23 protein-coding genes are annotated in these 18,559 nt (G+C 67.5%); 9 read left to right on the top strand and 14 right to left on the bottom strand.

Annotation, left to right across the window (positions count from 1 at the left end; genetic code table 11):
* The first annotated feature begins 9 nt into the window (after positions 1-9).
* From nrdE to ACO0E1_RS02220, 5 genes are all read left to right on the top strand, one after another.
* Positions 10-2,115 carry a class 1b ribonucleoside-diphosphate reductase subunit alpha gene (gene nrdE / locus ACO0E1_RS02240; RefSeq protein ID WP_420365475.1) on the top strand — a complete coding sequence of 702 codons (2,106 nt, stop codon included), beginning with the start codon at positions 10-12 and terminating at the stop codon, positions 2,113-2,115.
* 498 nt (positions 2,116-2,613) lie between these two features.
* Positions 2,614-3,588: a class 1b ribonucleoside-diphosphate reductase subunit beta gene (gene nrdF, locus ACO0E1_RS02235; protein WP_402729933.1), complete on the top strand. Its 975-nt coding sequence runs from the start codon at positions 2,614-2,616 to the stop codon at positions 3,586-3,588.
* 430 nt (positions 3,589-4,018) lie between these two features.
* Positions 4,019-4,372, top strand: a complete 354-nt coding sequence (gene cmtR, locus ACO0E1_RS02230) for a Cd(II)/Pb(II)-sensing metalloregulatory transcriptional regulator CmtR (protein WP_422872687.1) — start codon at positions 4,019-4,021, stop codon at positions 4,370-4,372.
* Positions 4,369-5,052, top strand: a complete 684-nt coding sequence (locus ACO0E1_RS02225) for a cation diffusion facilitator family transporter (protein WP_422872686.1) — start codon at positions 4,369-4,371, stop codon at positions 5,050-5,052. The genes cmtR and ACO0E1_RS02225 overlap by 4 nt, the downstream gene beginning before the upstream one ends.
* Positions 5,053-5,067: 15 nt before the next feature.
* Positions 5,068-5,289, top strand: a complete 222-nt coding sequence (locus tag ACO0E1_RS02220; RefSeq protein ID WP_422872685.1) for a hypothetical protein — start codon at positions 5,068-5,070, stop codon at positions 5,287-5,289.
* Positions 5,290-5,430: 141 nt separating this feature from the next.
* Here ACO0E1_RS02220 and ACO0E1_RS02215 read toward each other — a convergent pair whose 3' ends face one another.
* The 7 genes from ACO0E1_RS02215 to ACO0E1_RS02185 all read right to left on the bottom strand — a co-directional run bounded on the left by ACO0E1_RS02215 (position 5,431) and on the right by ACO0E1_RS02185 (position 11,600).
* Positions 5,431-5,658: a hypothetical protein gene (locus ACO0E1_RS02215; protein WP_422872684.1), complete on the bottom strand. Its 228-nt coding sequence runs from the start codon at positions 5,656-5,658 to the stop codon at positions 5,431-5,433.
* Positions 5,659-6,027: 369 nt separating this feature from the next.
* A complete protein-coding gene (locus ACO0E1_RS02210) occupies positions 6,028-6,546 on the bottom strand; it encodes a GNAT family N-acetyltransferase (protein ID WP_422872683.1) in 519 nt (172 codons plus the stop codon).
* The gene (locus ACO0E1_RS02205; RefSeq protein WP_422872682.1) at positions 6,543-6,938 is read right to left on the bottom strand and encodes an arsenate-mycothiol transferase ArsC; all 396 of its coding nucleotides are present in this window, start codon (positions 6,936-6,938) and stop codon (positions 6,543-6,545) included. The genes ACO0E1_RS02210 and ACO0E1_RS02205 overlap by 4 nt, the downstream gene beginning before the upstream one ends.
* A 9-nt stretch (positions 6,939-6,947) precedes the next feature.
* Complete coding sequence (locus ACO0E1_RS02200) at positions 6,948-8,348, bottom strand: FAD-dependent oxidoreductase (protein WP_422872681.1); 1,401 nt, start codon at positions 8,346-8,348, stop codon at positions 6,948-6,950.
* A 20-nt stretch (positions 8,349-8,368) separates the two neighbouring features.
* Positions 8,369-8,785, bottom strand: coding sequence for an arsenate reductase ArsC (locus ACO0E1_RS02195; RefSeq protein WP_422872731.1), 417 nt, complete (start codon positions 8,783-8,785; stop codon positions 8,369-8,371).
* 23 nt (positions 8,786-8,808) lie between these two features.
* Positions 8,809-10,212: an arsenic transporter gene (locus tag ACO0E1_RS02190; RefSeq protein WP_422872680.1), complete on the bottom strand. Its 1,404-nt coding sequence runs from the start codon at positions 10,210-10,212 to the stop codon at positions 8,809-8,811.
* Complete coding sequence (locus ACO0E1_RS02185) at positions 10,212-11,600, bottom strand: FAD-dependent oxidoreductase (RefSeq protein WP_422872679.1); 1,389 nt, start codon at positions 11,598-11,600, stop codon at positions 10,212-10,214. The genes ACO0E1_RS02190 and ACO0E1_RS02185 overlap by 1 nt, the downstream gene beginning before the upstream one ends.
* A 111-nt stretch (positions 11,601-11,711) precedes the next feature.
* On the opposite strand from ACO0E1_RS02185, the gene ACO0E1_RS02180 reads away from it, so the two are divergent.
* Complete coding sequence (locus ACO0E1_RS02180; protein WP_058724395.1) at positions 11,712-12,068, top strand: ArsR/SmtB family transcription factor; 357 nt, start codon at positions 11,712-11,714, stop codon at positions 12,066-12,068.
* A gap of 148 nt (positions 12,069-12,216) precedes the next feature.
* Here ACO0E1_RS02180 and ACO0E1_RS02175 read toward each other — a convergent pair whose 3' ends face one another.
* The 3 genes from ACO0E1_RS02175 to ACO0E1_RS02165 form a co-directional block, all read right to left on the bottom strand.
* Complete coding sequence (locus ACO0E1_RS02175) at positions 12,217-12,684, bottom strand: MerR family transcriptional regulator (protein ID WP_422872678.1); 468 nt, start codon at positions 12,682-12,684, stop codon at positions 12,217-12,219.
* The gene (locus ACO0E1_RS02170) at positions 12,681-13,631 is read right to left on the bottom strand and encodes an alpha/beta hydrolase (protein ID WP_422872677.1); all 951 of its coding nucleotides are present in this window, start codon (positions 13,629-13,631) and stop codon (positions 12,681-12,683) included. The genes ACO0E1_RS02175 and ACO0E1_RS02170 overlap by 4 nt, the downstream gene beginning before the upstream one ends.
* An 83-nt stretch (positions 13,632-13,714) precedes the next feature.
* Positions 13,715-14,227 carry a GNAT family N-acetyltransferase gene (locus ACO0E1_RS02165; RefSeq protein ID WP_422872676.1) on the bottom strand — a complete coding sequence of 171 codons (513 nt, stop codon included), beginning with the start codon at positions 14,225-14,227 and terminating at the stop codon, positions 13,715-13,717.
* Positions 14,228-14,600: 373 nt separating this feature from the next.
* Between ACO0E1_RS02165 and ACO0E1_RS02160 the strand changes: the two genes are divergently transcribed.
* From ACO0E1_RS02160 to ACO0E1_RS02150, 3 genes are all read left to right on the top strand, one after another.
* Positions 14,601-14,771, top strand: coding sequence for a hypothetical protein (locus tag ACO0E1_RS02160; protein WP_422872675.1), 171 nt, complete (start codon positions 14,601-14,603; stop codon positions 14,769-14,771).
* A gap of 128 nt (positions 14,772-14,899) precedes the next feature.
* Positions 14,900-15,445, top strand: coding sequence for an RNA polymerase sigma factor (locus ACO0E1_RS02155; protein ID WP_422872674.1), 546 nt, complete (start codon positions 14,900-14,902; stop codon positions 15,443-15,445).
* Positions 15,438-16,493 (top strand): CU044_5270 family protein, encoded by a 1,056-nt coding sequence (locus tag ACO0E1_RS02150; protein WP_422872673.1) that lies wholly within the window; start codon positions 15,438-15,440, stop codon positions 16,491-16,493. The genes ACO0E1_RS02155 and ACO0E1_RS02150 overlap by 8 nt, the downstream gene beginning before the upstream one ends.
* Positions 16,494-16,611: 118 nt before the next feature.
* Here the strand turns inward: ACO0E1_RS02150 and ACO0E1_RS02145 are convergent, their stop codons facing one another.
* The 4 genes from ACO0E1_RS02145 to ACO0E1_RS02130 form a co-directional block, all read right to left on the bottom strand.
* Entirely contained in the window at positions 16,612-16,929 is a 318-nt protein-coding gene (locus ACO0E1_RS02145) for a winged helix-turn-helix domain-containing protein (protein WP_422872672.1), read from the bottom strand.
* Positions 16,926-17,357, bottom strand: a complete 432-nt coding sequence (locus ACO0E1_RS02140) for a chemotaxis protein CheY (protein ID WP_422872671.1) — start codon at positions 17,355-17,357, stop codon at positions 16,926-16,928. The genes ACO0E1_RS02145 and ACO0E1_RS02140 overlap by 4 nt, the downstream gene beginning before the upstream one ends.
* Positions 17,358-17,425: 68 nt before the next feature.
* The gene (locus tag ACO0E1_RS02135; protein WP_422872670.1) at positions 17,426-18,013 is read right to left on the bottom strand and encodes a DUF1349 domain-containing protein; all 588 of its coding nucleotides are present in this window, start codon (positions 18,011-18,013) and stop codon (positions 17,426-17,428) included.
* A 53-nt stretch (positions 18,014-18,066) separates the two neighbouring features.
* Positions 18,067-18,495: a hypothetical protein gene (locus ACO0E1_RS02130; protein ID WP_422872669.1), complete on the bottom strand. Its 429-nt coding sequence runs from the start codon at positions 18,493-18,495 to the stop codon at positions 18,067-18,069.
* Positions 18,496-18,559: the final 64 nt, after the last annotated feature.

The following is an 18,559-nucleotide window of genomic DNA, read 5'->3' as shown; positions in this document are numbered from 1 at the left end:
ACGACGGGGATGGACTACCACTCCCTCAACGCGATGCTCAACCTCTACGACGCGGACGGCAACATCCAGTTCGACAAGGACCGGGAAGCCGCCAAGCAGTTCTTCCTGCAGCACGTCAACCAGAACACCGTCTTCTTCCACAACCTGAAGGAGCGGCTGGACTACCTGGTCGAGAACGAGTACTACGAGCAGGCGACGATCGACCAGTACTCGCTGGACTTCATCCAGAAGCTCAACGACCTGGCCTACTCGAAGAAGTTCCGGTTCCAGACCTTCCTCGGTGCGTTCAAGTACTACACGAGCTACACGCTCAAGACGTTCGACGGCAAGCGCTACCTCGAGCGCTTCGAGGACCGCGTCGTGATGACCGCCCTCGGCCTCGCACAGGGCAACGAGCAGCTCGCGATCGACCTCGTCGAGGAGATCATCGCCGGCCGCTTCCAGCCCGCGACCCCGACGTTCCTCAACACCGCGAAGGCCCAGCGCGGTGAGCTCGTCTCCTGCTTCCTCCTCCGCATCGAGGACAACATGGAGTCGATCTCGCGCGGCATCAACTCCTCGCTGCAGCTCTCGAAGCGCGGCGGCGGCGTGGCCCTGCTGCTCTCCAACATCCGTGAGGCCGGCGCCCCGATCAAGCAGATCGAGAACCAGTCCTCCGGCATCATCCCCGTGATGAAGCTGCTGGAAGACTCCTTCTCGTACGCCAACCAGCTCGGTGCCCGCCAGGGTGCCGGTGCCGTGTACCTCTCGGCGCACCACCCGGACATCATGCGGTTCCTCGACACCAAGCGCGAGAACGCCGACGAGAAGATCCGCATCAAGACGCTGTCCCTCGGCGTCGTCGTGCCGGACATCACGTTCGAGCTCGCGAAGAACAACGAGGACATGTACCTCTTCTCGCCGTACGACGTCGAGAAGGTCTACGGCGTCCCGTTCGGTGACGTCCCGATCTCCGAGAAGTACCGCGAAATGGTCGACGACTCGCGCATCAAGAAGACGAAGATCAAGGCGCGCGACTTCTTCCAGACCATCGCGGAGATCCAGTTCGAGTCGGGCTACCCGTACATCGTGTTCGAGGACACGGTGAACAAGGCCAATCCGATCAAGGGCCGGATCAACATGTCCAACCTCTGCTCGGAGATCCTGCAGGTCAACACGCCGACGACCTTCAACGAGGACCTCTCCTACAAGGAGATCGGCAAGGACATCTCCTGCAACCTCGGCTCGTTGAACATCGCGCTGACGATGGACTCGCCGGACTTCGGCAAGACCATCGAGACCGCCATCCGCGGCCTGACCTCGGTCTCGCAGATGTCGCACATCAACTCGGTGCGCAGTGTCGAGGACGGCAACGACAAGTCGCACGCCATCGGCCTCGGCCAGATGAACCTGCACGGCTACCTCGCTCGTGAGCGCGTGTACTACGGCTCCGAAGAGGGCATCGACTTCACGAACATCTACTTCTACACGGTGCTGTTCCACGCCCTGCGCGCCTCGAACAACATCGCGATCGAGACGGGGGAGACCTTCGACGGTTTCCGCGACTCGAAGTACGCGTCGGGTGAGTTCTTCGACAAGTACACCGACGCCGTCTGGGCACCCGCGACCTCGCGCGTCGAGTCGCTGTTCGCTGGCGCCGGTATCGCGATCCCCACGCAGGACGACTGGAAGGCGCTGAAGGCGTCCATCCAGGAGCACGGCATCTACAACCAGAACCTGCAGGCCGTCCCGCCGACCGGTTCGATCTCGTACATCAACCACTCGACGTCGTCGATCCACCCGATCGCGTCGAAGATCGAGATCCGCAAGGAAGGCAAGCTCGGTCGCGTCTACTACCCGGCGCCGTTCATGACGAACGACAACCTGGACTACTACCAGGACGCGTACGAGATCGGTGCCGAGAAGATCATCGACACGTACGCCGCGGCAACGCAGCACGTGGACCAGGGCCTGTCCCTGACGCTGTTCTTCAAGGACACGGCCACCACGCGTGACATCAACAAGGCGCAGATCTACGCATGGCGCAAGGGCATCAAGACGATCTACTACATCCGTCTCCGCCAGCTGGCGCTCGAGGGCACCGAGGTCGAGGGCTGCGTGAGCTGTATGCTCTAAGGCTTCCGCCCTTTTCCTGGAGGCGCGGTGCCAGCCCGCACCGTGCCTCCAGGCACAAAAAAGTCGAGGCCGACTCCTGGAAGAGCCGGCCTCGATAGCCCCGGCAAGCGGGACTCCAATGCACTTGGATCCACCACGCTACACGGGTCAGCGCTCACGGACAACGTGAGGCCCGGCCGAGGCGCTACCCGAAAGGGAGCCCATCGTGGCACAAAAAGTAAACAGGGATGCTGGATCTGGGCAGTTCGTCTCGCCCTCCGTGGCCGTGCGTCGGCCTACGACAACGACCACTGAGCGAGTGGGCGCCGGGACCAGCAACGACCGTCCGGTGTACCGGTCGGCCGCCACTGGGGAGTTCGTGACAGCTGCTTTCGCAGATCGCAACCCCACTCGCACGATCCGTCAGTGGGTCTAGCGAGACCTGGGGTGGGGCCCGAGGAACCTCGGGTCCCACCCACCATCCGACGCCCGCCGCAATCTCACTCTTAGGAAGTCACGTTGGTCGAGAAGCTCAAGCTCATCGATCGGGTCCAGGCCATCAACTGGAACCGTATCCAGGACGACAAGGACGTCGAGGTCTGGAACCGCCTCGTCAACAACTTCTGGCTGCCCGAGAAGGTGCCGCTGTCGAACGACGTCCAGTCGTGGAACACGCTGACGCCGGCCGAGCAAACCCTCACCATGCGCGTGTTCACCGGCCTGACGCTCCTGGACACCATCCAGGGCACCGTCGGCGCCGTTTCGCTGATCCCCGACGCGATCACCCCGCACGAAGAAGCGGTCTACACGAACATCGCGTTCATGGAGTCGGTGCACGCCAAGAGCTACTCGTCGATCTTCTCGACCCTCGCGTCGACGCCCGAGATCGACGAGGCCTTCCGCTGGTCCGAGGAGAACCCGAACCTGCAGAAGAAGGCGTCCATCGTGATGGACTATTACCAGGGCGACAACCCGCTGAAGCGCAAGGTCGCCTCGACGCTGCTCGAGTCGTTCCTGTTCTACTCGGGCTTCTACCTGCCGATGCACTGGTCCTCGCGTGCGAAGCTCACCAACACCGCCGACCTGATCCGCCTGATCATCCGCGACGAAGCCGTCCACGGGTACTACATCGGGTACAAGTTCCAGAAGGGGCTCGAGCAGGCCACCCAGGCGGAGCGCGACGAGCTGAAGGACTACACGTTCTCGCTGCTGTTCGAGCTGTACGAGAACGAGGCGCAGTACACGCAGGACCTCTACGACCAGGTCGGGCTGACCGAGGACGTCAAGAAGTTCCTGCACTACAACGCCAACAAGGCCCTCATGAACCTGGGCTACGAGCCGATGTTCCCGAAGAACATCACGGACGTGAACCCGGCGATCCTCTCGGCGCTGTCGCCCAACGCCGACGAGAACCACGACTTCTTCTCGGGGTCGGGGTCGTCGTACGTGATCGGGAAGGCCGTGAACACGGAGGACGAGGACTGGGACTTCTGAGTCTGGTCTGATCCACGAGGGCGCCCCGTTGGCTTCGGCCGGCGGGGCGTTTCTCATTCTGTCGAACTCATCGGCGAGTGTCCGGATGGCGGCCCATCATCGCGACTCGATTCGGACGGGCTATCTGGGACGCGCGGTCCACTTCGTTAGCTGCCTGCCCGGTGGGGTCTGTTGCGGGACCGGCTATAGGACACATAGTCGGGCCTATGAAGCGTAGCTTCGGCTCATGTTCGCAGCAGGGGCAGAGGGTTGGTGGTGGGCCCTGCTCATCTTGCCGGTCGTCGTAGCAATCGGCTTCTACCGGGATCGCCGCAATCGGCGGAAGTGACCTCTGGGCGATCGTCTATCGGACGGCTTCCAGGGTGCCCGCAAGCACTGTTGGGACCTATCCGTCTTCTTGAGTGGTCACTGATCGCTGTATAGTCACTGCATGCTGACCATCGCTTCGCGGCTTGACGTGATGACCCGTCTCGGACGTGCCCTGGCCGATCCGACCCGGGCCCGAATCTTGCTTCGGCTGCTGGACGAGCCCGGGTACCCGGCCCGTCTCGCGGAGGAGTTGGAACTGACCCGCACCAACGTGTCGAACCATCTTGCGTGTCTCCGCGGCTGCGGGATCGTCGTCGCCGTCCCAGAGGGGCGAAGCACCCGGTACGAGATCGCGGACCCGCACCTCACCCGAGCGTTGGACGCCCTGGTCGACGTCGTTCTCGCCGTCGACGACGGTGCTGAGTGCACGGATGAAGGCTGCGACATCCCGCTGTGCTGCGGAGCCGGCGCATGAGCGCCACCGTGCAGCTCGCCGCTTCCCTGTCGGCCGCGCGCCGGAGCGTGTTGCAGCGACGGGTGCGGTGGATCGTTGCCGCGACGATCACCTACAACGTGATCGAAGCCATGATCGCGATCGCCGCCGGCACGGTGGCGTCCTCCACGGCGCTGATCGGGTTCGGTCTCGACTCCATTGTGGAAGTGCTCTCTGCTGCGGCTGTAGCGTGGCAGTTCTCCGGCCGCAACCCGGAGGCGCGCGAGCGCACCGCGTTGAAGGTCATCGCGGTGTCGTTCTTCGGTCTCGCGCTGTACGTCACCGTCGACGCCGGCCTCACCTTCGCGGGACTCCGCGAGCCCGAGCACAGCACCGTTGGCATCGTCCTCGCTGCGGTGAGCCTCGCCGTGATGCCGTTCCTCAGCCTGCTGGAAAGGCGCACCGGGAAGGAACTTGGCTCCGCGTCCGCGATCGCTGACTCGAAGCAGACCCTCGTGTGCAGCTACCTGTCCGCCGCGGTCCTGATTGGCTTGCTGCTGAACACGCTCTTTGGGTGGGCTTGGGCTGACCCGGTTGCGGGCCTGGTCGTGGTGGTCTTCGCGGTCCGGGAGGGCTTGGAGGCCTGGCGCGGCGACGCGTGCAAGCAGCCCGTGTCGGCACTGACCGGTGAGCGCACCGTCGACGCGTGCGACTGCTGCTGACCGGCTGGGCTCCTGGTGCAGCTCGGGGAGCGGTTCCTGCTCGACTGGTTCGAGTTCGAGGCTGTCGCGGACGGGTACCGGCTCTGGTCTGCGGACGATCGAGAGCCCATCGCGGATGTCGAGGCGCTACCGGAGCAGTGCCAGGTGTGCATGCTCCGGTCGGGGCTCCGGTTCCGGTGCGACAGCCTCGATGACGTCGAGTGGCGGGTCGGCGCGTGTCGCCTGCTCGGGCTGTAGCAGTCCAGGCAGCCCGTCGCGCGGCCCATCTGTCTAGGAAGACGGGCCATTGGTGCTTGCAATCTCACATGGGGCACCCCTATCGATACAACTCAAGGTAGAGCTCTCCTTCCCGAATGAGGGTTGGCGTTTTTTCGGCGGCTACTTCTTCCCGAGGCGGGCTCGTCGCAGTTCTGCGACGATGCGTGCCCGCTCAGGGTCCTTGGCCAGCGTGCGGTCGTCAACGACGTCCACGATGTGCTTGATCAGCTCCACAACCTGCTTGCGCACGAGGAAGCCGAGCACGGCGAAGACGACCGTGATGACGCTGGTCACGATGGTGCCGCCGAAGGCCGTCAGCATGTCCACCGTGGTGTCGGTGATGGGCATGTTGCCTCCTTCGGGTTTGGCCGTATGGCCAGCCCGCCCGTCGTGGGCGGGGGTCTAGAGCGTCGGCAGCCGACGCGAGCGCCCGGTGGGCGCGCAGAGGCCCTATCCCCGGAGCGAGCGGTCTGGTGTGCGCTCCGGGCGTGAGGGCATGGAAAAGGCCGGCCCTGACGGGTCCGGCCTGTTCGTGGTGCTCGGGTGCTGCGCTGAGGGCAGAGTCGTATCGAGCGGTTCCAGCCTACGGTTCGGGCCGGACATGACGAAAGCCAGTCCGATGGACTGGCTTTTTGCGCGCACTAATGACGCGTGCCATAGCATAGCGGGTTTTGGAATATACCTGCAAGCATGCGGATCGGGGCGTGCCGCTCCTGCTCAGGAGCTGGCGTGCGTGCTTCGGCGTTCGACGAGGACGTTGTCGCGCCACTGCCCGGCCCACGGCCCGAATGTCATGAGGCCGATGCGTTCGCGGGTGCCGAGTTCGCGGAACCCGTGTTGGGCGTGGAGGGCGCGGGAGGCGGTGTTCTCGGGGAAGATCCCGGACTGGATGGTCCAGATGCCGGCGGCCTCGGTCGACGCGACCAGGGCGTCGAGGAGCAGGTGTCCAACACCGCGACCACGCGCTGCGGCGGCGACGTACACGGAGTGCTCGACGACGCCCCGGTACACCGGCCGGGTGGAGGTCGGGGAGACCGCCACCCAGCCGAGGACCTCGTCACCGTCGGCTGCGACGAACCGATGCTCGGTCAGCTTCCCGGCGTCGAACGCTTCCCAGGTCGGCGGTTCCGCCTCGAACGTGGCGTTCCCGGTGGCGATGCCCTCTCGGTAGATCGCCTCGACACTGGGCCAGTCGGCGGCGGTCATCGGCCGCACGGTGACCTTCGGGTCGGTCAAGGGTGGAGTAATTCGTCTTGGATGCGGGCGGTGACGGCGTCGCGCATGGGGCGGACGTCGTCGGGGGACCAGGAGTCCGGGTCCGGGAACGACCACTGCAACACCTTCCCACGGGGCGTCGCGGGCAGGTCGAGTCCCTGCTTCATGAGCACGACCACGTCGGCTTCGTCCAGCAGTTCGGGCGTGACCTTCCGCGGGGTGCGATCGCTGATGTCGAGGCCGAGTTCCGCAACGGTCGCGGCGATCGACGGGTTCACCTCGTCTGCGGGTGCGATTCCTGCGGAGATTGCGGTGTAGCGGTCGTCGGCGGCGAGTTCGAGGAGAGCGGCGCCGAGTTGGGAGCGGCCGGCGTTGTGCTTGCAGATGAACAGCACGGTGGGCTTGTCGGTCATGGGTCCGGTTCAGTTCGTGCAGCAGGAGCTGCTGGCGGGCGGCGCGGCCGGTGCAGGTGCGGCGCAGCACGACGAGTCCTCGGACGCCTCGGTCGTGGTTGCGGGCACGTCGCATGAAGATGAGCCGCCGACGCCAGTGGAGCAGACGCCGGTCTCGGGCAGGACCAGTTCCACCTGCCGAGCCGCATGGTGGTCACCGGCGAGTTCTGCGGCGATGGAGCGGACCTGCTCGTAGCCGGTGAGGAGCAGGAACGTGGGGGCGCGGCCGTAGGACTTCATGCCGGCGATGAAGAAGTTCGGCTCCGGGTGCGCCAGCTCTGCGACACCGTGCGGAGGGACGGAGCCGCAGGAGTGCAGGTTCGGGTCGATCAGCGGCGCGAGCGCCCGGGGTGCTTCGACGATGTCGTCGAGGCCCAGGCGGATCTCGCGGAGCATGTCGAGGTCGGGCCGGAACCCCGTCGCGTTCACCACAACATCAACCGTCACCGTGAACGCCCCGCCGGCACGGCGGCCGGTAACGGCAACCTGGTCACCGTCGGGACGGACGTCGTCGATCTCGAACGAGGCGAGCTGCTCGACCTGGCCGGACTCGACGAGGCCGTGCACGTTCGAGCCGAGCTGCCCGCGGGCAGCGAGCCCGTCGGCGGCATCCGCGCGGAGACGGGCGGTGCCGGCGTTCCGGATCGCCCACAGCAGCGTCGTGCCGGGTTCGTCCTTGGCGAGCGCGGCGAGCTTGATGAGCGTGTTCGCGGCAGAGTGCCCGGCCCCGACGACGAGGACCCGCTTCCCGGCGAACCGTGCCCGGTCCGCACCAAGCACGTCCGGGAGAGCGTGCATCACCCGGTCCCCGAGGTCCGCTGCGGGTGCGAGGCCGGCGGCGGTGAGCGGGTTTGGCGACGTGTACGTGCCGGAGGTGTCGATGACGGCGCGGGCGGTGACGTCCTCGACGCCGTCAGTGGTGTGGAGGCGGAGGAGGAACGGGGTGTCGGCTCGGCCGGTGGAGCGGGTGCGGTCCATGCCCTGCCGGGACACGCCGTCGACGCGGACGCCGTACCGGATCACCGGGGCTAGCTCCGGTGTCTGGGCGAGCGGTTCGAGGTACTGGGCGATGAGGTCGTGCCCGGTCGGCAGCGACGACCGGCGGGGCTCGGTCCAGCCGGTGGGTTCGAGGAGCCGGCGGGCGGCGTCGTCGATGACGTACCGCCACGGGGAGAACAGCCTGGTGTGCCCCCACGCGCGAACACTTGTGCCGACCTGGTCGCCGGCTTCGTAGACGACGACGGGGAGTCCCTGCTCGAGGAGGTGCGCGGCGGCGGCGAGCCCGACGGGGCCGGCGCCGATGACGGCGACGGGCAGCCCGGTGAGGCGGTCCGCGTCGGTCCGGGGCGGCACGGTGAGGGTGAGGGTCATGGTTGTGGTCCTTCCGGTGGTTAGGCGGATGCTTCGGTGGGCAGCAGCTCGGCCAGGAGCGCTTGCACGCGGGTCTTGATCTCGTCGCGGATGGGTCGGACGTCGTCGATGCCCTTCCCGGCGGGGTCGGTGAGGTCCCAGTCCTCGTACCGCTTGCCGGGGAAGATCGGGCACGCGTCGCCGCAGCCCATCGTGATGACCGCGTCGGACTCGCGGACGGCGTCGGTGGTGAGGATCTTCGGCTGGTTCCCGGCGATGTCGACGCCGTCCTCCGCCATCGCCTGGATCGCGATCGGGTTGATCTGGTCCTTCGGGGCGGAGCCTGCGGAGAGGACCTGGACGCGGTCGCCGCCGAGGGCCTGGGCGTAGCCGGCGGCCATCTGGGAGCGGCCTGCGTTGTGGACGCAGACGAACAGGATCGTGGGGGTCGCGGTCATGGTGGTGCTTTCGGTTCGGGTGGTCATCGGATGAGGGTGAGCCAGCCGGCGAGGGCGGCGAGTGTGATGGCGAGGACGGGGACGGTGAGGACGATGCCGGTGCGGAAGTACTGTCCCCAGCCGATGTGGATGCCCTTCCGGTCGAGCACGTGCAGCCACAGCAGCGTTGCCAGCGACCCGATCGGGGTGATCTTCGGGCCGAGGTCGGAGCCGATGACGTTGGCGTAGATCATCACCTCGTGGGTCAGGCCGGTCGCGCCGGCGCCGCCGATCGCGAGGGCGGCGATGAGGACGGTTGGCATGTTGTTCATCAGCGACGCGAGGATCGCGATCACGAACCCGACCCCGAGCGCGGTGACGAGGACCCCGTGGTCACCGAACACGTCGAACAGGCGTGCGAGGTAGTCGGTGAGGCCCTGGTTTTGCAGCCCGTACACGACGAGGTACATGCCGATCGAGAACAGCACGATCTGCCACGGTGCCTCTCGGATCGTCTTCCACACCGGAATCACCCGCCCCGACCTACCACTGCTCCCACCACTGCCGGTGGTGATGGTGGCGGTGCTTGCGGTGGTGACGAGGACCGGGGACGCGGTCTGGCGGGCGAAGAGGAACGCGGGTTGCCGGGCGGCGACGAGGACGATCACTACCGCGCCGACACCCGCGACGGCGGCGAGGGGCACTCCGAGCGGGTCGGCGGCGAAGTAGCCGACCAGCAGCACGGCGAGGACCACCCAGCCGGCGCGGAACGTCGCCCGGTCTTTCACCGCGGCGGCGGGCCGGGTGAGCGCGAGGACGTCGTACCGCTTCGGGATCGACCGGCCGAAGTGCGCCAGCAGCATCCCGAGGGACGCCAGCACGGACACGATGCCGACGGGCACCATGACGGCGGCGTACTCGGCGAACCCGAGGCCGAAGTAGTCGGCGGAGACGATGTTGACCAGGTTCGACACCACCAGCGGCAGGCTGCCGGTGTCGGCGATGAACCCGGTGGCGAGGATGAACCCCAGCGCCGCCTTCGCCGGCATGTTCAACGCGCGGAGCATCCCGACCACGATCGGGGTGAGGATCAGCGCGGCCCCGTCGTTGGCGAACACGGCCGCGATGACCGCGCCGAGGCCGACGATCAGCACGAACAGCAGCAGCCCGTTCCCGCGACCCCACCTGGCCACGTGGAGCGCGGCCCACTCGAAGAACCCGGCCTCGTCGAGGATCAACGAGATCAGCACCACCGCGACGAACGTCAGCGTCGCGTTCCACACGATCCCAACTACCGTCGGCACGTCACCCAGCCCCACGACCGTGGTCGCGAGGGCGATGACCGCGCCGATGAGCGCGGTGTAGCCGATCGGGAAGCCCTTGGGCTGCCAGATCACCACCACGAGCGTCGCGACGAAGATCACCGCAGAAAGAATTGCCAGCACCATCAGCCGCCCACCTTGGCTGGGTTCGCGGCCGCCGCGGCGCGTTCCCAGCCCTGCGCAGCGACCTGCACGGCATCCCACGGGGACCCGAACGGCGGCGTGTAGGAGAGGTCCAAGTCGATCACGTCGTCGACGGTGAATCCCGCGTGGAGGGCGGTGGCGAAGGTGTCGATGCGCTTGCTGATCTCCGCGGACCGTTCCCCGACGATCTGCGCCCCGAGGAGCCGTCCGGACGTGTGATCGCCGGTGACGCTGATCGTCAGCGGCACCGCACCCGGGTAGTACCGCTTGTGGTCGTCCGCGACCGTCACCCGGGTCAGCGGGGACACGTCCAGCGGGGCGGTTTCGTGGTGGCGGAGGCCGGTGCGGGCGGCGACGAGGTCGAACACCTTCACCACCTGCGTCCCGACGGAACCGGCGAAGACCCTGCTGCCGCCGAGCATGTTCTCCCCGGCGACGCGGCCCTGCTTGTGCGCGGTTGTCCCGAGCGGCAGCCAGGTCGTGCCGAGGAGGCGGTGGTGTGTCACGACGCAGTCGCCCGCTGCCCACACGTGCGGTACCCCGGTGCGCATCTGCTCGTCGACGACGATCGCGCCGGCCTGCCCGAGCTGCGCGCCGGCCGCGGCCGCGAGGTCCGTCACCGGCCGCACCCCGACACAGACCACGACGAGCGCGAACGTTCCGGCGGCGTCACCAGATGTGGAGCTGGTCGCGACGCTCCACTGCCCGCCGCCCGCGGGGGTGATTCCGGTGACGGTCGCTCCGGTCAGCACGCTTGCGCCGTGCCGGCGGACCTCCGCGGTGACCAGGGACCCGAGTTCCGGGTCGAGGGTGGAGAGCACTTCCGGGCCGCGCTGAATCAGCGTCGTGTCGAACCCGCGGGCGACAAGGCCTTCGGTCATCTCGAGGCCGATGTAGCCGGCGCCGACGACCGCGACACGGCTACCGGCAGGCAGGAGCTCCAGGGCGGCGACGACCTGCTCGGCGTCGGTCATCGAGTGCAGCAGGTGGATGCCGGGCTCTCCGAAGGGGATCCGGGCCGGGCGGACCGGCTCGGCGCCGGTCCCGATCAGCAGTTCGTCGTAGGCGATCTGCTCCTCACCAGCCGGTCCGGTGACGGACAGCAGCTGGCGGTCGACGTCGACGGCGGAGGCCCACGTCGAGGAGCGGACCGTCATGCCGGCGGCTTCGAGGTCGGCGCGGGTGCGGTGCGCGAGGGACGCTTCCGTGGCGACGTCGCCGGAGACCCAGTACGGGATGCCGCAGATGGAGAAGTTCGGGAACTCGTCCGCGAGGACCACCGTCACGTCGGTGGTCGGGTCCAGCTCACGGGCGCGCAGCGCCGCGGCGATGCCGGCGTCACTGCCCCCAACGGCAACCAGGTGAGTCATCGAAGTTGGTCCTCTACAGATCGGACGGAAGGCGAGCAGGAACATCGAAGCACGTCGATATCGATGTTCGCAAATATAGACGTATATCGAAGAGCGTGGGATGATGGTGCGATGACGACGATCGAGCTGCTCCCCATTCAGGACGTCACCGCATGCTGTTCGCCCGTCACGACCGAGGCGATGACGCAGGAGTCCGCGGAAGTCCTCGCGAAGTCGTTGAAGGCGATCGCCGACCCGGCGCGCTTGCGGTTGATCTCGATGGTCGCCGCGCACGAGGGTGCGGAAGCGTGCGTCTGCGACCTGCAAGAACCGCTCGGCCTGTCCCAGCCCACCGTCTCGCACCACCTCAAGGTGCTCGTCGACGCCGGCATCCTGCACCGCGAGAAGCGCGGCACCTGGGCCTACTTCTCGCTCGTCCCCGGCGCGCTCGAATCGGTCGCTGCTCTACTGACCTCACCTACCCGGTGAGCGAGTCCGGCGTCCGTTAAGCGATCGGCTATCGGACACGAAACCAAGCTCGACGTGACGGTCGCAGCGCTCCGGCACTGCGCCGCGGCTCTGGGCCCCCCCCCCCGACGCTGGGTGTCTCCGGCGCCCTGTCCGGATGCAGTGCCGGCTACGGACGCGGCGCTGGTGGCTCTTTCGTCTCGCCCGTGCGAGTCGCCGTGCGGTGATGTGTCCGCTCGGTCTCCCAGGAAGCGTCGGCGCGCGCGGGAGTCTCGGTGGAGACCCGGCGTGCGTACGCGTCGACCTTCTCCTCGATGAGGGTGAGATTCTCGGTGAGGGACCGGATTCGTGTGCGGACCCGGTCGGCGTGCGCGCGGAGGAAGTCGACGCGCTCTGTGACAGTGTCCGGGCCTCGTCGCGCGAGCGTGACGTAGCGGCGCAGGTCGTCGATGTCCATACCGGTGTTCCGAAGGGCAATGCAGGTGCGAAGCCACGCGATGTCCGAGTCGGAGTAGATCCGCCGTCCTGCGCCGTCGCGCCCGACCGGGCGGATGAACAGTCCTTCGTCCTCGTAGTAGCGGAGTGTGGAAGGGGTGAGGCCAGTCGCCGCACTCACCTGTCCGATCGTGTGCGTCACGAGGACGGTGTGGGTACGAGTCGCCGCGTGTAGAAGTCAGCGAGGTGGCCGACGGCCGGGTCGACGTACTCGGGCTTGTCGTAGAGGTCGTAGTGCCCAGCACTTTCGATCACCACGAGGGGCTCCTTCGTGCGGGCGCGCTCCCAGAGCAGTAGCCCGTCGTCGTACTGCCCGGTCGAGCCGCGTCGCCCACCGACGACGACCAGCAGCGGTTGGACGAGCAGCTCCTCGACGAGATGGAAGGCGTCGAACCCAATCTGGAGGGCGGTGCTCACGAACACCATCCGGTTGCTGCGGTCCGGGTCGTAGCCGCGGGGCGTGCCGTAGTAGTCCACCGCCTGCAGGGTCTCCGGGTCCGTGACCCCGACGGCAACGGCATCCGCCGGGGTGTCCGGGATCCAGGGGTCGCGGCGGATCGCGTCGCCGCGTGCCTCTGCGGTGCGTTGCGCGCCGACAGCTCGGAGTGCTCGCACGGCCCCCTCGGGGTCGCGGCCGCCGCCCTGTCGTCGCTGTCGGCCTTGGTTCACCGGGACGACGACGCCGATCGCGGCGAAGCGGTGTTCGATCTTCGCGGTGGCGACCGCGAAACCTCCGCCCGCGCAGACACCGAGGACCCCGAGTCGGTCCATGTCGACCTCGGGGCGCACGGCGAGGAAGTCCACCGCCGAACGGACGTCCTCCACCCGCGCGGACGGGTCCTCGAGGTCGCGCGGCTCTCCGTCGCTCCGCCCTTGGAACGAGGGATCGAATGTGAGCGTGATGAATCCGAGGTCCGCGAGTCGGCGGGCGTAGTTGCGGCCGACCTGCCCCTTCCGGCTGCTCCCAGGGGTGACGAGCACCACGGCAGCTCCCGACTTGGACGCCCCGCCGTCCCCCGGGAGGCGGAGATCACCCCGGATCGTGCGCCCCTGCGTCTCGAAGGCGATCGCCTCGGTCTGGTGCTCCATGATGCTGCTCCTCCACGTCGACGGCACGATACGACTTCAAGTGCACTGGAGGTCAAGCGGCATCTGTCCGCTGTGCCATCGTCCTACGGACGCGGCCGCGACAGCCGCGCACTCATCTGTATCCGTCGCCCGTATCGGTCGAGGCCGTGCTTGGCCTCGATCACGAGCAGTGACTGGTGAAACGGCGTGGCTGGTTCTTCCTTGATGAAGCCAGCCGATGCGTAGAACGGGGCGTTCCATGGCACGTCCGCATACGTGCGAAGGGAAATGTGCCTGTACCCCCGCTGGCGTGCGTGATCCTTCGCAGCTTCGACAAGCGCTCGACCCAGACCCTGCCGCGACTGCAGCGGGTCTACAGACAGCTGCTCGAGGTGACAGATGCCGCCCGTCTCCAAGACGTGAACGAAGCCGCCGACCTCACCGTCAACGTCGACGATCAGCAGGAAGCCAGGCTCAGAAAGTCGCGCGATCCCGGTGGGAGCTGCGGGCCAAGCGTCGGGATGAAGGTGATCGATGAGCAGCTGGTCGGCGTCGTTCTCAATCCGCTCGATCGCGTGCGAATCCCTCTCCTGAGCGAAGCGGATGCACCCTGCCATGCCGTAAGCGTAGGAGTTGCGCAGCGCGTCTCGGTAGCCGATCGGCTATCGAGGCGGGTTGCGCGTTCCGCGTTTCGCTGCTCGAACGGCCAACAAGATGGTGGCGCCCCAGCAGACGGCCCCCATCAGGATCAGTCCGACCCCGATCCAGATTGCGGTCGAGTCACCGGACGACGCGTTGCCGACGATCACAGCGATGCCGGTCAGGACGAAAGTTCCACTCAGCACGTCAAGTAGCACCTGAGTCCACGATCGCCCCGTTCCTTCGAGGCCGAAGGTCTCTCTTGGAGTGCGCATGACTGGAGGGTACGTAGCGTAGGCAGCCATCAGCCATTGGGACAAAGTGTTCACTAACGGTCGGTAGCTTCCGCCAATGAAGAATTTGTGGCTGTTCGCGGTCGCCGGCGTCGCGTTCCTCGTGTGTGGTGTCGTTCTCATCGTGAACGGCAGCGGTGGGTCGCTGGTCTTCGGTATTCCGCTCGTGCTCGTCGGACTCGTGTGCATCGTTCTCACCACCGTGTACCGCCGCAAGTCTGCGCGCTGAGGAGGAAGTCTCAGCAGCGGATCGGCTGTCGAGACGCGCTCGAGGCTCAAGTTGACTCGCGCGCAACAGTGACGCGGCAAGTCTCGACGAGGATGGAACTCTTCCGGCAGGATCGGGCAATACCAGTCGTGCCCAGTAGCCATCCACCACCAGGAGCCGCAGCCGAGCTCGGTCGCCAGTTCGACGAGCACGGCCGCCGCATCCTGCTGTACCTCGCGCGCCGAACCGACCTGCAGAGCGCCGAGGACATTCTCGGCGAGACGTTCGTGACCGCCCTCGTCCGGTGGGACTCGTTCGACCCAGACCGGCAGGACCCGCTGCCGTGGCTGTTCGGCATCGCGTCGAACCTGCTCCGTCGGCACTGGCGCTCCCAGCGGCGGGCGGACCGTGCCATGTCCCGCGTCGCCGTGCCCGAGCGGCTCGAGGACGACGCCGGAGATCGTCTCGACACCGAGCGCGCCGTGCGGACCGTCGTCCGTGAACTCGACCGGATGCGTCCGGCGGTCCGCGAGACCGTGCTGCTGCACGCGTGGGCGGAGCTCACCTACGAGCAGATCGCGGAGGCGACCGGCGTCCCCGTCGGCACTGTCCGCTCCCGACTGAACCGTGCCCGAACGGCCCTTCGCGCCGTGCCCGGCACAACCGACTCCCTGAACGGACCACTCCATGTCTGACGACGACTTCACTCCGCTCCGCCTGCTGCGACGCGACGTGCCGCCAGAGGCGGTCGACGCGTCGCTCGCCCGCGCCCGCGTCCGGTTCGATACGGCCGCCATGGCGACCACCGTCCGGACGGGAGGCGCGGCACCGGTCCGCACCGCGCCTCCCGTCCGGTGGGTGCGTCGTTCGCGACCCGTCCTGCTGACCGGAGCAGCGCTGGTCGTGGCCGGTGGGTTGGTCGCCACGGGTGTCGGGGTGACGCACTGGGGATCGCCCGAGTCGGCCGCAGCAGCGACGCTGCACAAGGCGGCCGCTGCCGCGGCCGCCGACCGGGCACCGGTCGGCGCGTTCACGAAGGTGGTCGAGTCGGAACTGTCGATGGTCTACGCGACGTCCGATGGCGAGCACTACGACGAGGGCTACCTGGAACCGACGACGACCACCACATGGGTCCCCGTCGACGTCTCAGGTCCCTGGGTCCGCGAGATCCGCTCCGAGGCACCGACGAAGTTCTTCGGGGGTGCTGCGGCACGTGAGGCCGCGTCCGACGACGGCGCCACAGAGCCTTCCGCCCCGGTGCGGGAACGGGGCGCCGGCGGCGACTTCGCGGTCGGCGAGCTCGGCGGCGCACAGGCCGGCACGCTCGGGGCGTCCGAGATCGCCGACCTGCCCCGTGACCCGGACGCCCTCGTCCGACGCATCGAGGCCGCTCCCCGAGCGGCGGACACGACCGACGAGTTGCACGTCTTCGACACGATCAGCGGGCTGCTCCGGACGGGGCTCGTGCCCGCCGACCTCCGCGCGACGATGTACGAGGCGCTGGCGACCCTGCCCGACGTCGTGGTCACCGAGGAACAGGTCTCGCTCGACGGCCGGCGCGGCACTGCCATCGGCCTTCCACACTGGAGCGCGACCGAGCAGCACGACGTTATCATCGACCCAGCCGACGGCGCCTACATCGGCGAACGAAGCATCCAGACCCGGCCGATCGGCAGCATCCCGGCCGGCACTGTCATCGACTCGGTCACCGTGCAGGTGACGCCGGTGGACGACCAGCCCTGACACGGAGCGTGAGGGGCCGGTGGCGCGGAGTCGAAGCGATGGGAGCCGACGCTCTCGCGACGGTCAAGCGCCCGATGGGCGATCGCTGAGCGCGACACGGCGGCGAGGGCCGAGCGGGTCAGGACGGACCGGCGATCTCCCGGAGCGCTGCGAGGTGAGCGCGCCATGCAGTTCGGCCCTCGCGTGTGAGGGTGAGCGAGGTTCGCGGCGTCTTCCCCGCGAACGCCTTCCCGACGGAGACGTACCCCGCCGTTTCGAGGAGTGCGACCTGCTTGCTCAGCGCCGAGTCCGTGACCTCGATGGCGTCTCGGACTTCGCGGAACCCCAGAGTGGTTGCACGGTCGAGTGCGGCCATGATCGAGAAGCGCACCGGGTTCTGCAGGTGGCCGTCAAGCCGGTGCCGGGGATGAACAGGCACGTGGTTCGTCGTCGTCATCGTCGTGCCTCGTAGGACGCGCAGGCCATCGTGACCACCAGGATCGCTCCGGACGTGATCCCGGACCACAGCACCGACCCGTGCACCCAGGCGACGACGGCGATCGCAGCGCCGTAGGTGACGAACCAGCTCGCGATGTAGATGGTCCATCGGCGGCTCCGCGCGAAGGCCGCTCGCCCCCGGATGGAGACCGCGAAGAAGATGATCAGCGCGAAGAAAGCGGCGAGTGTGCCGACGTAGGTGAGGCCGAATGCGGAACCGGTCGTGAGTCCCATGCCGAGGGCTCCGAACGCGGTCACCATGCCGAGCGCGAGGATGAAGGCCACGTACGGCCATCGGGTGGACTCGTGCGCTCGTCGACTGAGGCGATCGGCGGTGTCGAGAAGCGTTCGTGCCTCTGTCGGGCTGATGCTGTGCTGGTTGTCCATGATGTTCCCCTCCTGGGTTCCAACTTGGCACACACTTGCCAGAATTGCAACAGTTTGCGGGTTCCGCCCTATTCGTCTGGGTGCAGACTGCCGTCGGCGGCGCCGGTCCGCCAGGCCGTGAAGTGCACCTGGAAGCCTGAGCGTGACGGCGCACAGCACATCGGTCCAGCCGTCACGGTCGCCTCTTCGTCCAGCGGTGCGACGCGAACCAAGCGCCAGTCGCCGCCGTCGACGCGTGCGCGCACCGTGAGGGCGTTGCCGGACCGGCTGGCGCGGATGGTGACGAGTTTGCCGTGCCAGTCCGGGACCGGGGAGAGTGACCAGTCGGAGAAGACACGCGTGACGACTGCTCCGAGGCTGTTCTCACCGTCGCTCCGCTCGACGCCGGCTTTGATCCAGGTCTCCTCGTCGACGGAGACGAAGATGCCTGCCTGGTCGAACTGGTCGGTGAAGTCCAACCGGAACGTCACCTCCATGGCGGTGCCGTTCGGGAACGGTGCGAGGAGCGCGTGTTCGGTGTCGTGCACGAACCCGTACGAGGTGAGCCGCCAGGCGTCACTGCCCTCGACGGCTGTGACACGCAATCCGTCGTCCGCTGTCAGGGCTTCGACGGGCGCGTTCGTCCATGTCCCGGAACTCCAGCTGATGTCATCCATCCATCGAAGGTATCGGTGGCGCGACGCGGCATACGTCACGACGCCTCGGGTCGTCAGACCTCGCCGAGCACCTTCCGCCAGGCCGCCGTGAGCGTGGCGAATTCATCGTCGGAGACGAGGTCGCGCATCCCGGTCGCGAGCACCGCGGACCGCACGGCTTCCTCGGCGCCGGCGCGGTCTCGCAAGTGCGCGTCCGAGTGCCGCACCGCGCGCCCGGCCTCCTGCGCGGCCTCGATCTCCTCGACGCGTCCCGCTGCACCAGCGGCCTCGAGCGCGTGCTGCCACGCGGCGACGAGGTCGGCGTTCGTGACCATCCGTCCGTCGGCGCCTCCCTGGATCGCGAGCGACGCGCTCGGTTCCGGCAGCAAGATCCCCTCGTCGGCCTTCCACGTGATGTCGAGCGCCTCTGCCTCGTCGGCGGTGATCTGCCCGGCGCGGTCGATCATCGCCTGCAGCCCGGCGTTGCTGGTGGTGTCCGTCACGGTGCCCTCTCCGACCGACGCGTCCGCGTGGTCCTGTCCATCTTCCCGGCCGCCCCGCTTCCGG

Origin of the sequence: Curtobacterium guangdongense (assembly GCF_049341845.1) — a bacterium.
GTDB lineage: Bacteria > Actinomycetota > Actinomycetes > Actinomycetales > Microbacteriaceae > Curtobacterium > Curtobacterium guangdongense.
Note: the sequence above shows the minus strand (reverse complement) of the source record. Positions and strands in the feature narration are given on the sequence as shown.